Genomic DNA, 14565 nt, shown 5'->3' with positions numbered 1-14565 from the left:
AGGACGTTAATAGACAAGGAAGACAGCCTAAATTAGTGACTCGTAGCCTAATACTTCTTCAGCATAAAGTAGCGCTCAGGGCTACCAGGGAATCCTGGTACAACCCCGACACTTTCAAAGCCCAGCTTCCGATAGAACATCGGTGCTTGAAAAGACAAAGTATCAAGTTGAGCTGCTAGGCAGCCTCTTTTCTTAGCTTCCTCTTCCGCCCGCAACATGAGTCGACGACCAAGCCCTGTACCTCGAGCAGATTTTTCGACCCACACCACTTCAATTAAGAAGTTATTGTAGATAGTGCGCCCGGATACTCCCCCAATCAGCTCACCCGCCTCACCACGCGCCACAACTGACAATGGTATGGTTTCCTCATCGCCCATGTTGTCATATCTATGCTGACGAACGCCTGTCACCAAAGCATCAAACACGGCCTTATCTTCGCTATGAATAACCTCTATATTAATTTTCATTCTCGATACTATTGCCCAATCAACTCATAAAAAATTAACGACTATCGGAAATATTGATTAAAATTTATCTTGCAGCAAAGCTCCCCCGCTAAACAACTATTGTAAATAACGATTGCCAATATGCAGATGATTATCGATGAGTTCAGCCAAGGTACAAAAAAGCCCAAGGATATCTCCTTAGGCTTGACGAGAGAGTTCATCACACAGCCATACTACTAGAGGAATAGGCTAATTCCCTGACGATCAACTACCAATAGACTCTTATCACCAATACCCTAAACACATCTACCAACATAATTGCTCTTCCTTAAAGGTGCTTGTTCAAGAATTTGCTTAATTCATCATAGGCAACCTTGCGATTATCTGGGTTATCTAAAAAGTGTGTCCCATTTTCAAACTCTATATAATTAATATCCAGCTTACTTTTCGCTTTATTATAGAAATCTTTCGATTGGCTATAACCGACACGCGTATCGCGGGTGCCATGGATCAGCAGTATTGGTGCTTTGATTTTACTGATATTGGCGATTGCAGAAACTTCATCAAGTGCATCGACCGCAGCATCATCATCAAATTCTACAATATTATCCACATATGTAGATTGACGCTCTTCATCTTCAACTAGCTCTTTTAGATCGCTAATCCCGGCAATACTGGCCACGCATTTAAAGCGCTTACTGTCTTGAAACGCTGCCGTTAGCGCCACATAGCCACCATAGCTTGCGCCAACGATACAGGCATCCTTTGACACTATGTTTTGTGTGTCGAGCCAAGCAACCCCATCCATCACATCTTGCTGCATTAGCTTGCCCCACTGATAGTAACCAGCAGTTTCAAACTGAGTACCGAACCCTTTTGAGCCCCTAAAATTCATCTGCAGCACAGCATAACCGCGACTCACTATCAACTGTACTAACGGGTTGAAATAACGTGTACTTCTACTATGTGGGCCACCATGTGGCAGTACCACTAATGCAGGTCGCTCACCCTCTTTCAACCCAAGCGGCAGTGTCAAATACGCAGGAATAATCACACCATCACTTGCAGGATATTGTATTGCTTGCACGGTCGCTAACTGCTGTTTTTCTAAATGAGGATACTGTGAAAACCACATGCCTCCCTTGTTAGCGCTTAAATCTATCCAAAAGTACTTACCTGGCGAGTTATCTTTAATCGCATGAGCCAGTACCTTGGTTTTATCCTTGCTTTCACTGGCAATGTAAACCTCATAACCCTTAAGTGCCGATTTTATACTTTCAAAATGTTGGCTGTCTTGCTCATCAAAATAATGACGCCTTTCAAAATCATCATCCCAGGCAACGCCAACAATGTTCCCTGCAGAATTTTTAACCGTTCCATTTAGATCGAATTTTTCGTGACCAAATAGCTTTGATTCAAATTTGCCACTCGCGATATCGTAAAGCCACAAACTTTGACGGCCAGTTTCTCTATCACTCATGACATAGGCCTTACTACCATCATCTGTCAGCCCTTTAACACTAAAGGTCGCTCCCTCACCCATCTTTTTCTTGTGCAATAAAGTAAATATTTCATCTTCATTGGTTCGATACCAGGTACTAATAAAGTGACCTTTCTCTTGAAATAGTCCTTTCTCTTTCTCACCGCCAATACCCAAGCGAATAACGCCATCAGCATCGGGATACCAAGCACCTACTTCATATCGATTCGCAAACTCTTTTTCAAAGCTGCCGTCAGTAAGGTCAACTTTAAATACGCTATATGCCTTGTCTCTTTTATCATAAGTACTGACAAGAATATGCTCGGCATCATGTTTTAGCGTTGACGTTAGCTGGTAGGATTGCACAACATGAAAACTTTCTTTGCTCATGCGTTTATGAATCAGTTCCCTTACCTTTTTATTCTTAACGTTAATACCATAAAGCCTTGATACACGAAAATACATTCCGTTGTAATAATCGGGATAACTGGTGCCAATAATGACATGTTCATTGCCCGACCAACTTACGAAGTCGACCCTATCTTTGGCTTTTTTGAGCTGTGCTAACCCAGTTATTTCTTTTGAGCCAAATGCAGACAGAACCACTAGTGGACCATTTTCAGTATTGTAAATGGCGACAATGGATTTACCATTTGGCGAGACTTGTGGCGATTCAATCATTCTGAGATTCGAAAAGCTTTCGACGGGTATAGTGCTTGTTGCAGCCATACAGGGCAAGGGCAAAGTAAGAAGCAATGCCAGTATTTTTATCCACTTATCCATATGTTCATAATCCATTATGCAATGTTGATTTTATGTTACTTAAATCTACAGGCCGCATATTAGCAACATAATCAATTTTGCTTCAACGAAAAAAACTAATGTACTAATTCCCCTCTAAGCTGGAAATAACAATGCAGGGCATTAATAATGGCTCTGAACTTAAAACACACACAATAGCCATTTAAATCTGATGGGGTAAATTGATAACTAAGACTTGAATTATATTTTGTAGCTCATGGTCTGAACCATTATTGTGGAGCCCTCACGCAAAGGCGCAAGTGCTAGTTCGGCTTTGAAACCCATAGCCTGATATAGCTTCACTGCGGCAAAATTGGTCACTGTAACTTCAAGTGACACAAAGTCGGCATCCAATGATACAGCCCAATCAATTATTTTTTGCAGCAGTAATTGACCTATGCCATAACCACGTGCACTTTTAGCAACCCACATCTGATACACATGAATTGTTTGATCATTCGGATTATGGCGCATTCCAAAGGCCAACCCCACAGCCACACCATCGCTTGTTGCGACTAGCGGCAATATGGATTTTGATTGCGGCTCTACATCCAGGCGAACACGCCATTGAGCTTCAGCAAAATTAACCTCTTTTTGATAGGTTGAGCCGAACGCATCTGGAGCGTCTTGTAACGATGCCAGTCGTAACCCTTTATATTTATGCCAATCTTGCGGCCTCAGCACCTGTATTTCTATATTTGCCACAGCTATTTAATACTCCCACTTACAATTAACTGTCGTTACAACAGCCTACATAACAGGCCGATTAACAGCCATATCCATTGCCTATAATTTGGCGCTACAATGACCACAACATCAAGTAAGTAGTATCATGCAAGCCACATTCACTGAGCATATTTGAGTAGGTATCTTTGACGACTCCAAAATACAGTACCATTGCCGCTTGGTCTTTAGCTATCGCCCGTGCACTCAGTGCGAATAATATTGACGCCTGCAGCGTATTTAGTGAGGTTGGATTGAGCCTGCCTCAATTGGAGGCAGAGCCCGACTCCCGGGTCGCCATTGATAAAATGACCCAGCTTTGGCAAGCGGCAGAGCGTGCATCTGGCTCATTGGCCTTTGGGTTAACGGTCGGCCAATATGCTTACCCAATCAATTTTCGCGCCTTAGGGGCACTGATGATGAGCTGCGATACCCTAGCGCAAGCCTTCGAAACCCTTCCCGATTATTCTGCACTGGTCAGTAACTCTGCCGTTATTAGCCTGCAGCGGACGCCGCAGTTGCTCGGCTTTACGATTATCCCGCTCAATGGCGTAGAGATTAGTGATTTAGCCATCGATGCCTTTTTCTCAAGCTTGATGTTGCACGGTAAACAGATGATTGGTCATAGCGATTTTGTGCGAAAAGTAGAGTTGATTAGGCCCGCACCAAAATCACAACAGCCTTGGAATGATTGCTTTGATTGCCCTGTAGTACTCGCCGCAACAGATAATTGCATGTGGATGGATCGCACCATGCTTGAGCAAACAGTGATCAGTAAAGATCCGTTATTAGCTCAACACAATGAAAAGGCTGTAAGACAATATTTGGATAAGATGCAGGCACTAAATTGGCAGGAGAAAACCAGTCAAGGGATCCATGCATTATTGGTGAACGAAGAGCCCACTGCACTAAAAATTGCGCAAATGTACAATATCAGCGAGCGCAGTTTAAGCCGTTACCTGCAGCTTGAAGGTACTGGATTTAGGGCACTATTGAAGCTAAAACGGCAAGAACTAGCACACCATTACCTCGCTAATACGCAAATGCCAATCAGCATCTTATCAGATACGCTCGGTTATAGCAGCGTGAGCAATTTCAGTCGTTTTTTCCATACTTGGCAGGGGATCAGTCCATCAGATTACCGCCAGCGTTGCAGCACTAATTTGAAGCCAGTAATATCATTGGCGAAAAATGATAACTAACCAGTTACCAACTTGTAATAACTTATCGGTAATTGTTAACAGTTAACCAGTGAGTGCCACCGATGCCAACGAACACCTTAGCCACGCTCTCCTATAAGCTCAGATCGACTGGGCAACAGTTACTTTTTGGCAGCTTAGCCGCGATATTGCTACTCGGTTGTCAACCAAGTCAGACGGGGACTCAAGATCAAGCTACAGATGACTATGGATTTACCCCTGCAAGCACGCACACTATCGACGCCAATAATGCCCTGTTAACCGAGCTGCCGTTTGCTGACAAACAAGACTTTAAAGATGCCAAACGTGGTTTTATCGCCAAAATGGCTGAGTTAATTGTTGTTGATAAACAAGGTAAAAAAATCTGGGACAGAAGCAGCTATGACTTCATTAAGGGAGATGCACCCGATAGCGTTAACCCCAGCCTTTGGCGACAAGCAACACTGAATAATATCGATGGTTTGTTCGAAGTCACCACTGGAGTTTACCAGCTGCGTGGATTTGATCTCGCTAATATGACGGTGATTTCCGGTAAAACCGGCTGGATAGTTGTCGATCCGCTTACCACTGCAGAAACCGCCAAAACAGCATTTGAGTTTCTCAAGCAGCAGTTAGGAGAGCGGCCTATAAGCGCAATTCTATTTACCCACAGTCATATGGATCATTTTGGCGGCGCGTTGGGCTTACTTGAAAACTTTTCGCTAGATAACAGTCCGCTGGATAACAACTCTGTAGAAAACATAGACATTATTGCCCCCGCTGGTTTTATGCATGAGGCCACCAGCGAAAACGTGATGGCTGGAACCGCCATGAGTCGACGCGCCATGTACATGTATGGCAAGCAGTTACCACGCTCGCCACGAGGACACATAGATTCAGGCTTAGGTAAGGAGCCCGCTTTTGGTCAGTTCGGGATCTTAAGCCCGACCACGATTATTGCTCAAGATAAAACTCAGCTGATTGATGGTGTTGCTTTTGAGTTTCAAATCGTCTCAGGCTCCGAAGCGCCTGCCGAGTTTACCTTTTACTTGCCAGAGCAGCAGGCGTACTGCGGCGCAGAATTAGTGTCGAAGAATATGCATAACCTCTATACACTGCGCGGTGCCAAGGTGCGTGATGCACTCACATGGAGTCGCTCGATTGATAAAGCCCTCAACGCACAGCGCGGTACCAAAGTGTATTTTGGTAGCCACCACTGGCCAATTTGGGGGCAAGAGCCCATCAATCATTTTTTAGAAACTCAACGTGATACTTATAAATACATCCACGATCAATCGGTGCGAATGCTGAATGCCGGACTCACGCCAGCAGAAATTGCAGAAGCCATTGAGATGCCCCCAACATTGGCCAACACCTTTGCCAGTCGCGGTTATTACGGTACCGCTAAACACAATGCTAAAGCCGTTTATCAAGCCTATTTGGGCTGGTATGACGCCAACCCGGTTCATTTAGATCCACTACCAGCTGTAGATTCTGCACAGAAATATGTCGAGTTGATGGGCGGTGCAGACAAGGTCATAAAGCAAACTGAAATAGCCATAGCGAATGGAGAGTACCGCTGGGCGGCAGAACTCATCAATCACCTTGTGGTGACTGATAACGGCAACAGCCGCGCCAAAGAGTTGCTGGCGAGCAGCTATGATCAGCTCGGCTATCAAGCCGAATCAGCCCCTTGGCGTGATGTGTACCTTAGCGCCGCCTATGAGCTACGCCACGGCAGCCCAGAAAAGGGGATTGACCTAGCGTCAATGAAACAGATCTTACTGCGTTCACCAATCGAGAACTTCCTGCAATCGATGGCATCTAGGGTGATTGGCCCAGAGGCATTCGGCGAGAATTTTGAGCTTAATATCAACTTCACCGACCTTGATAAAAATTACGTGCTCACACTTAAAAATGCCGTGTTACACCACAAATTGGCCCCAAAGTCAGCCTCGGCTAACGCCACTCTCAACATCAGCCATGAGTTGTTTATCGACCTGATTATCGGCAGCGCTGGGGTATCCGATCTGCTGTTCTCAGACGATCTAGAGATCGAGGGTAGTAAAATTGATTTGGCCAGTTTCTTCTCGAAACTGGATAAGCCTAAAGGGGTGTTTAATATCGTCACGCCATAGAGTTGCAGGTTTCACGTTAAGCGGCTAGCCCATAGCTTAGATGCTATGGGCTAGCCGCTTCATCATTCACTATGCCTGTCCATATTTATTCTAAGCATCTATTATTTTTGAGCGACAATATTTTGTTTGATGCTTCCTTTTACGGGTCGGGCAAGAATTGTTCGACTGACCAGGGAAAACGAAAAACGCTCACAGCTGTTCCAGGGGAGCAGTGAAACGAAGCGCGCCATGGCGCAGTAGCCAAAGAGTACCTGAGCCCAGGTGCCTATTGCCGGGATCCAATATATCCACCCAAGCCCCTCGACCTGCGCCAGTAACAGCAGCGACAAATACCAAAATCGAACCTGTATGGGAAATGCGGTAACACTTCGTTTCATAATGACAAAGTGAAGCAGATGAACCAAGGTAAGGGCTATGGCAAGCACAAAACCTATGGGATCAACGACAACTCCGTAGGTAAGCAGTGCAGCGGTTACCAGCCAATATCTCCAGCCGGTACCATTTAACTCAATCATAAACATCTGTTACGTCCCCCTTGAACGTCCTGTTAAATAAGATTTTTCTTATGGAACAGATGTTACATTAGTTTTATCTTTTGAATAGTGGGCTGTGTCACTAAAACAATAGCCAGCCATTAATAGTTCAAATTAGCACAGTAAATAAGCTAAATAGTGCCAGCCATAGTTAATGGCATCAAGAGCAACCTCCGACAAACTTTGAAAGAGCATTTAACAAGGAGGTTGTATGCCAAGGCCAAGACGAACCCTTATTACCATTGCTGTAGCCGCGTAGTTCGGCGTGCCTTCCTGTGCGCTGATGACAAGTACACAGGCAAAAATTACGACCACCGTCGAGCTTGGGTAGAGACACAAATATTGAAGTATACCGAGATATTTTCCATTGATGTTGCAGCATACTCAGTGATGAGCACCAACAATTGAAAAGCCAGCCATTATGATGGCTGGCTTGCGGAAAAGTGGCAAAACTATCTCAAAGCTATCGCAAAACTAATAACCATTTAATCCAGCGAAATCCAAGTGGCTTTAATTTCAGTGTATTTGTCAAAAGCATGCAGTGATTTATCACGGCCATTACCCGACTGTTTATAGCCACCGAAAGGTGCGGTCATATCGCCACCATCATAATGGTTAATCCACACCATACCGCTACGCAGTGCTTTTGCTGTTTTGTGCGCCTTGCTGATATCGGCAGTCCAAACACCTGCCGCTAAACCGTAGATGCTGTCGTTAGCAATCTCAATGGCTTGCTGCATACCATCAAAGGTGATCACCGATAATACCGGGCCAAAGATCTCCTCTTTAGCGATAGTCATCTTGTTATCAACGTCAGAGAAGATAGTCGGCTCAATATAGACGCCACCAGAATCTTGCATCACTTGGCGTCCACCAAAGTTGAGCGCAGCCCCTTCATCTTTACCTGATTGAATGTAACCTAATACGTTATCCAGTTGCTGCTTATCAACCACGGCGCCAGAGGTGGTGTTAGGATCCAGTGGGTGGCCAGGCTGCCAGTTTTGTAACTCTTCTGCAATTAGACCTATCAACTCATCTTTTACGCCCGCTTCCACTAACAAACGAGAACCCGCGGTGCACACTTCGCCTTGGTTAAAGGCTATCGCACAAGCTGCTGCTTGGGCCGCCTTCTTTAGATCGGGCGCGTCGTTAAAGACAATATTGGGGCTCTTACCGCCCGCTTCTAACCAAACACGCTTCATGTTTGATTCGCCAGCGTAGACCATTAGCTGCTTGGCAATCTTGGTTGAACCGGTAAACACCAAGGTATCGACATCCATATGCAGTGCCAGCGCCTTACCCACAGTGTGACCAAAACCTGGCAGTACGTTTAGCACGCCCTTTGGGATGCCCGCTTCGATGGCCAATTGCGCCATACGAATTGCGGTTAAAGGTGACTTCTCTGATGGCTTTAGTACCACGCTGTTACCCGTTGCCAATGCCGGCCCAAGTTTCCAACAGGCCATTAATAACGGAAAGTTCCACGGCACAATAGCCGCAACAACACCCACTGGCTCACGGGTGATCATGCCAATCTCGTTGTGTGCAGTAGGTGCTATCTCATCATAAATTTTATCTATCGCTTCACCTGACCAGCGAATCGCGCGAGCCGCACCGGCAACATCGACCGCTCGGGAATATTGAATAGGTTTACCCATATCCAAGGTTTCAAGCAGCGCTAACTCATCAACATTTTCTTCCAGCAGGTCAGCGAAGCGAATCATGACTTGCTTGCGTTTGACAGGAGGCAGATGTGCCCACACACCACTTTCAAATGTTTCTCTGGCATTGCTGACGGCAATATTGGCGTCAGCCTCATCGCAGCTTGCCACTTTAACGAGTACTTTTCCGTCGATAGGGCTGATGCAGTCAAAGGTGGCTTTAGATTGTGACTCAACATATTCGCCTGCAATAAAGGCTGCGCCATTAATAGACATTGTATCTGCGAGTGCTTGCCACTGACTGCGACTTTCTGGTGTGCTCATGATGACCTCTTAACGCTGTATTTAATTATTAGAATCGCTTTAAATGCGGCCTTTTTGCCTATAAATAACAAGTGACCGCAATAAGGTGTTGAGCAAGATTACGCTTATCCGCCCCTAAATTTCAATATATTTTACAAAAAGTTCATTTTTGCTATAAATAAATGCACAAAAAGCTTTCATGTTCATTATTTCTGACATAGCATAGCAAATATCAATCGCTCGATTAAAAAAGAAACACTTACTAAAAAAACAACAATAATTAAACTGAATCAAGGTAGATGATATGGCAGATTCTCAGACGCCCCACCACAGCGAAACACCGTCTTTATCAAATTACTGGATGCCTTTTACGGCCAATAGACAATTTAAGTCTAATCCTAGAATGTTGGCTCATGCCGAAGGCATGTACTATAGAGACACCGCTGGTCGCCCCATATTAGATGGTACTGCAGGATTATGGTGCTGCAATGCCGGTCATGGACGCAAAGAGATCTCTGAAGCTGTTTCTAAACAGATCCACGAGATGGACTTCGCTCCCTCTTTTCAGATGGGTCACCCACTTGCCTTTGAACTCGCTGAACGCCTAGCGCAGATAAGCCCCGAAGGTCTTAATAAAGTTTTCTTTACTAATTCAGGTTCTGAGTCTGTCGATAGCGCACTTAAAATCGCACTCACCTATCATCGTGCCAATGGTCAAGCGACTCGAACCCGTTTTATCGGCCGTGAGCTAGGCTACCATGGCGTCGGCTTTGGTGGTATTTCGGTGGGCGGTATTGGTAATAACCGTAAGACATTTAATCAACAGCTACTGCAAGGTGTTGATCACCTTCCCCATACATTAGATATGCAGCAGAACGCGTTTTGTCGCGGCATGCCTAAAACCGGTGCAGAAAAGGCCGAAGCACTTGAGCAGCTTGTTGCCCTGCATGGTAGCGAGAATATAGCGGCGGTTATTGTTGAACCTATGTCTGGCTCTGCTGGCGTTATCTTGCCACCAGAAGGCTATCTACAAAAGCTACGTGAAATCACTAACAAGTACGGCATATTATTGATTTTCGATGAAGTGATTACCGGTTTTGGCCGTGTGGGGGACGCATTTGCCAGCCAACGTTGGGGAGTGACTCCCGATATGATCACTACCGCTAAGGCACTTAATAATGGTGCCATCCCTATGGGCGCGGTATTGGTTGACGACAAGATTTACGACACCTGCATGCAGGGGCCTGAAAATGCTATTGAACTGTTTCATGGTTACACCTACTCCGGTCACCCTGTCGCGGCAGCTGCAGCCTTAGCCACCCTCAATATCTACCAAAATGAAAAGCTGTTTGAGCGTAGCCGCGAACTTGAAGGCTACTTTGAAGAGGCTGTGCATAGCTTAAAAGGTTTACCGAATGTGATTGATATTCGTAACACAGGCTTGGTCGGCGGTATTCAATTTTCTCCCAGTGACAAAGGGGCTGGCAAGCGTGGCTTTGGTATATTTGAGCAATGCTTTGCCAACGGCACATTAGTGCGCGCAACGGGCGATATTATTGCGATATCTCCGCCTTTAATTATCGATAAACAACAGATAGATACCATTATTAACACCTTATCGGATGCGATTACCGCTGTTGGTTAATCCTTCTGCCTACTGCGTTTTGTCAGTTAAGTTTAAGCGACAGATGTGATAGGCAGATCCATTGATACCCATTAACACCATTGGCTCCCAGCAGGGAAATTGAATTAGGATTTTGCGTTATGCACACGATTAACCATTACATCAATGGCGGCCACACATCGCCTAGCCAACGTACACAAGCGATATTCGAACCCGCTACAGGTGAGCAACGCGCAGCCGTTTCTTTAGCCAGTGCTGTTGATGTTGCAAGCGCGATTGAAATCGCCAAAAAGGCCCATGAATCTTGGTCTAAAGTCACGCCGCTAAACCGCTCGCGGGTACTGTTTAGATTCAAAGCACTAGTCGAAGCCAATATGGACGAGATGGCGGAACTAATCACCCGCGAACATGGCAAAGTTCTTGATGATGCCAAAGGCGAAATTATCCGCGGCCTCGAAGTGGTCGAGTTTGCTTGTGGCATTCCACATCTACTAAAAGGCGAGCACACCGAGCAAGTCGGCGGCGGCGTAGATGCATGGACCCTTAACCAGTCATTGGGCGTCGTGGCGGGTATTGCTCCATTTAACTTCCCAGTGATGGTGCCCATGTGGATGTTCCCTATCGCGATTGCCTGCGGTAATAGCTTTATCATGAAGCCATCAGAAAAAGATCCAAGCTCGGTTATGCGTATGGCTGAACTGCTCACTGAAGCGGGCTTACCTGATGGCGTATTTAACGTTGTTAACGGTGATAAGGAAGCGGTAGATACCCTACTTACCCACAAAGATGTCCATGCGGTGAGCTTTGTAGGTTCAACCCCGATTGCAGAATATATTTACGCAACTGCGTCGGCACATGGCAAACGCGTGCAGGCGCTAGGCGGCGCTAAAAACCATATGGTGCTGATGCCAGATGCTGACTTAGATCAAGCTGTTGGTGCGCTAATGGGCGCTGCATACGGCAGTGCTGGTGAGCGCTGCATGGCGATATCGGTAGTACTTGCCGTGGGTGATTCTGGTGATGCTTTAGTTGAAAAGCTACTACCGCAAATCAAGTCGCTAAAAGTCGGTAACGGCGTGACCCCAGAGATGGACATGGGGCCACTGATCTCGGCGCAGCATTTAGAAAAAGTCACTCATTATGTTGAAACCGGCGTCAACGAAGGCGCCAAGCTACTTGCCGACGGTCGCCAATTAACCGTTACCGATCATGAACAAGGTTACTTCTTAGGTGGCTGCTTGTTTGACCATGTCACGCCTGAGATGACGATCTACAAAGAGGAGATTTTTGGGCCGGTACTTGCCATTGTACGCGTTAAAGATTACGCCGAAGCATTACAACTCATCAACGACCATGAGTTTGGTAACGGCACCGCCATCTTTACCCAAAGCGGTGAAGCTGCGCGCCATTTCTGCCACCACGTCCAAGTGGGTATGGTTGGCGTAAACGTGCCCATTCCCGTGCCGATGGCATTCCACAGTTTTGGCGGCTGGAAACGCTCACTATTTGGGCCATTGCATATGCATGGTCCAGATGGAGTGCGCTTTTACACCAAACGCAAAGCAATCACCGCCCGCTGGCCTCAGGCAAGTAAGCAATCAAAAGCTGAGTTTGTCATGCCAACAATGAAATAGCCGCTAGATGCGCAGTTAACACTGCGCATTTTGCCGTTTAAATATAAAGATAAAATGGATAGCCCAATGACGATAGGAATCGATTCAATCATTGATTTTGCTGCAATCAATACTGCTGTTGAGCGCTACAAACTCGATGCTAACAAAGTATTGCAAGGTGATCCTGAGCAGCAGTTACAGAATCACTATTCTAGTGACTGCGACCAATTCCACAGCGGTGTTTGGCAAGGTGATATTGGCAGTTGGAAGGTCAACTATAGCGAACATGAATATTGCGAAATTCTATCGGGAGCCAGTGTCATCACTGACAGTGATGGTAATCAAACTACCGTAAAAACTGGAGATAGATTTGTCATCCCGGCAGGATTTACAGGTACCTGGGAGGTACTTGAGAACTGCCGCAAAGTATACGTGATTTTTGACTCCAATCAGCCGTAACGGAATTTAAAGTCATTATTTAGCCATGAGGTCGTAGCGAACGCTGCTGTTTGGCAAACCGAAAGATGCTTAAAACATAAAAACACAGCATCTAAGTCAACATAGTAAAATGGAGATACTACCGTGTATAAAAAATTCAATAAAAAACGGATTGCCCTAGTTGTCGGTCTTACCTTATCAACAGCGCTAATTGCACCTTTGGTTCAAGCTGAAGTGTCAGGCGAAATCAGCGTCACCAATGATTACCGCTTTCGCGGTGTATCACAAACAGCCGGTGAGTTTGCAGTGCAAGGCGGTGTCGATTTCAGCATGGAAAGTGGCTTTTTTCTAGGTGCATGGGCAAGTAACGTAGATGATGACAGCTACGATGCAGATGTCGAAATCGATATCTATGCTGGTTACGCAGGCGCTTTTGGCGAAGATGAAGCAGTAGAGTACGATGTTACTTTGACTTATTACACCTACCCAGGACAAGATGAAAGTAGCCAGTATTTAGAGGCTTCTGTTGGTCTTTACTTTGCTGATTTTCATCTAGCACAGTGGTACACCAACGACTACGCTAATGCCGATGTGTCACTTAACTACACCGAGCTTAACTACTCTTATGAAATTGCTGAAAACTGGAGCATTGATGCCCACGTAGGCTATAGCTATGGCGACGGTGCTGACTATGATTGGGGCGAAGACTATGCTGATTACTCGATTGGCATCTCGACAGAGTTGGGCGGTGTTGGCTTATCTCTAGCATGGTTAGACACTAACTTGAGTAGCGACAATATTATCGACTCTTCAGAGCCTTGGAGAAATGACGGTACTGTTCTAGCATCAGCAAGTTACGCTTTCTAAGCCGTTTATTGCAGACCTGGTTTCCCGCCACAAAAAAAACCGCCAATTGGCGGTTTTTTTTGTGGGACAGCAAGTCAACTGCAGTTGACGTTTTCGCACTTAACTCGCGAGGTCAGCTTAGGAGCTTCAGCTACCCTAGCTTTGGCATTAAAATAACTTCGCCAACGGTAATCGGTCGAGCTACCTTTATCCGTTGGAAATGCTCATATTGTCGCCCTTTACTGAAAAATATTTGCTACTCATAACTCCTTGGCGCTCTAGAATATATCCTGTTGATTGAAAGTTACAAATCTTGGCAAACTGTGCTCTAGTCACTTTAAAAACAACGCTAGCCAGAGTATCTTAGGGCTAGGGCTCACGATTTAACTATCGGACTAAAGCAAAAGGAATAAATATGACTCCAACGCTACTTAAAATCGCTGTTATTGCTATCGGTGTTTTTCTAGCCTACAAATTAATTTTCAGCGGTAAGAAGGGATTGACTGTATTTGAGATGCACTTCAAAGAGGGGCGACTTAATTCACATAAAGGCAAGATCCCAGAAAAGTTTGAAAAAGAGTGCCGCGCCATAGCCAAATCCAACAAACTCACCTGTACCGTTAGAGCGGAAAAACTTGGTGGGGTCAGGCTGCATATATCGGCGAATGTCAGCGATGACATCACTCAAAGGATCAGAAATATGTTCCCGTTTGAGTACTATGACAAAAAGCAGGTCGATAATAGCCGTAAAACCTCTTAACTTCAGTTAATCAGACAACAG

General features: G+C 45.5%; 12 protein-coding genes and 1 pseudogene. 8 read left to right on the top strand and 5 right to left on the bottom strand.

Annotation, left to right across the window (positions count from 1 at the left end):
* Positions 1–47 precede the first annotated feature (47 nt).
* From JK628_RS04515 to JK628_RS04505, 3 genes are all read right to left on the bottom strand, one after another.
* The gene (locus JK628_RS04515) at positions 48–461 is read right to left on the bottom strand and encodes a GNAT family N-acetyltransferase (protein ID WP_202289711.1); all 414 of its coding nucleotides are present in this window, start codon (positions 459–461) and stop codon (positions 48–50) included.
* 313 nt (positions 462–774) lie between these two features.
* Positions 775–2709, bottom strand: a complete 1935-nt coding sequence (locus tag JK628_RS04510) for an alpha/beta hydrolase family protein (RefSeq protein ID WP_202288082.1) — start codon at positions 2707–2709, stop codon at positions 775–777.
* A gap of 219 nt (positions 2710–2928) precedes the next feature.
* Entirely contained in the window at positions 2929–3432 is a 504-nt protein-coding gene (locus JK628_RS04505) for a GNAT family N-acetyltransferase (protein ID WP_202288081.1), read from the bottom strand.
* 167 nt (positions 3433–3599) lie between these two features.
* On the opposite strand from JK628_RS04505, the gene JK628_RS04500 reads away from it, so the two are divergent.
* On the top strand, positions 3600–4652 hold the full coding sequence (locus tag JK628_RS04500; protein WP_202288080.1) for an AraC family transcriptional regulator: 1053 nt from the start codon (positions 3600–3602) through the stop codon (positions 4650–4652).
* Between the two features lie 62 nt (positions 4653–4714).
* Complete coding sequence (locus tag JK628_RS04495) at positions 4715–6766, top strand: alkyl/aryl-sulfatase (RefSeq protein ID WP_202288079.1); 2052 nt, start codon at positions 4715–4717, stop codon at positions 6764–6766.
* 101 nt (positions 6767–6867) lie between these two features.
* Here JK628_RS04495 and JK628_RS04490 read toward each other — a convergent pair whose 3' ends face one another.
* Positions 6868–7287, bottom strand: a complete 420-nt coding sequence (locus JK628_RS04490) for a hypothetical protein (RefSeq protein ID WP_202288078.1) — start codon at positions 7285–7287, stop codon at positions 6868–6870.
* A gap of 219 nt (positions 7288–7506) precedes the next feature.
* Here JK628_RS04490 and JK628_RS23255 point away from each other — a divergent pair.
* A pseudogene (locus tag JK628_RS23255) lies at positions 7507–7701 on the top strand (hypothetical protein); the annotation flags it as partial.
* 83 nt (positions 7702–7784) lie between these two features.
* On the opposite strand, the gene JK628_RS04485 reads toward JK628_RS23255, so the two are convergent.
* Positions 7785–9284 carry an aldehyde dehydrogenase gene (locus JK628_RS04485; protein WP_202288077.1) on the bottom strand — a complete coding sequence of 500 codons (1500 nt, stop codon included), beginning with the start codon at positions 9282–9284 and terminating at the stop codon, positions 7785–7787.
* A 283-nt stretch (positions 9285–9567) separates the two neighbouring features.
* Here JK628_RS04485 and JK628_RS04480 point away from each other — a divergent pair, with 283 nt between their 5' ends.
* From JK628_RS04480 to JK628_RS04460, 5 genes are all read left to right on the top strand, one after another.
* On the top strand, positions 9568–10908 hold the full coding sequence (locus tag JK628_RS04480; RefSeq protein ID WP_202288076.1) for an aspartate aminotransferase family protein: 1341 nt from the start codon (positions 9568–9570) through the stop codon (positions 10906–10908).
* A 119-nt stretch (positions 10909–11027) separates the two neighbouring features.
* The gene (locus JK628_RS04475; RefSeq protein ID WP_202288075.1) at positions 11028–12521 is read left to right on the top strand and encodes a CoA-acylating methylmalonate-semialdehyde dehydrogenase; all 1494 of its coding nucleotides are present in this window, start codon (positions 11028–11030) and stop codon (positions 12519–12521) included.
* Between the two features lie 66 nt (positions 12522–12587).
* Positions 12588–12959 carry a cupin domain-containing protein gene (locus JK628_RS04470; RefSeq protein ID WP_202288074.1) on the top strand — a complete coding sequence of 124 codons (372 nt, stop codon included), beginning with the start codon at positions 12588–12590 and terminating at the stop codon, positions 12957–12959.
* 123 nt (positions 12960–13082) lie between these two features.
* Entirely contained in the window at positions 13083–13805 is a 723-nt protein-coding gene (locus JK628_RS04465; protein WP_202288073.1) for a TorF family putative porin, read from the top strand.
* A gap of 394 nt (positions 13806–14199) precedes the next feature.
* Positions 14200–14544, top strand: coding sequence for a DUF3634 family protein (locus JK628_RS04460; protein ID WP_202288072.1), 345 nt, complete (start codon positions 14200–14202; stop codon positions 14542–14544).
* The last annotated feature ends 21 nt before the right edge of the window (positions 14545–14565 follow it).

The organism is Shewanella sp. KX20019 (assembly GCF_016757755.1).
In the GTDB taxonomy this organism is placed as follows: domain Bacteria; phylum Pseudomonadota; class Gammaproteobacteria; order Enterobacterales; family Shewanellaceae; genus Shewanella.
This window is presented reverse-complemented; position numbering and strand designations above follow the sequence as displayed.

Bases quoted from the DNA above. Each gene is read 5' to 3' on its own strand.
- JK628_RS04510 (WP_202288082.1), bottom strand. From the start codon at position 2,709: ATGGATAAGTGGATAAAAATACTGGCATTGCTTCTTACTTTGCCCTTG.
- JK628_RS04495 (WP_202288079.1), top strand. From the start codon at position 4,715: ATGCCAACGAACACCTTAGCCACGCTCTCCTATAAGCTCAGATCGACT.
- JK628_RS04490 (WP_202288078.1), bottom strand. From the start codon at position 7,287: ATGTTTATGATTGAGTTAAATGGTACCGGCTGGAGATATTGGCTGGTA.
- JK628_RS04485 (WP_202288077.1), bottom strand. From the start codon at position 9,284: ATGAGCACACCAGAAAGTCGCAGTCAGTGGCAAGCACTCGCAGATACA.
- JK628_RS04480 (WP_202288076.1), top strand. From the start codon at position 9,568: ATGGCAGATTCTCAGACGCCCCACCACAGCGAAACACCGTCTTTATCA.
- JK628_RS04475 (WP_202288075.1), top strand. From the start codon at position 11,028: ATGCACACGATTAACCATTACATCAATGGCGGCCACACATCGCCTAGC.
- JK628_RS04470 (WP_202288074.1), top strand. From the start codon at position 12,588: ATGACGATAGGAATCGATTCAATCATTGATTTTGCTGCAATCAATACT.
- JK628_RS04460 (WP_202288072.1), top strand. From the start codon at position 14,200: ATGACTCCAACGCTACTTAAAATCGCTGTTATTGCTATCGGTGTTTTT.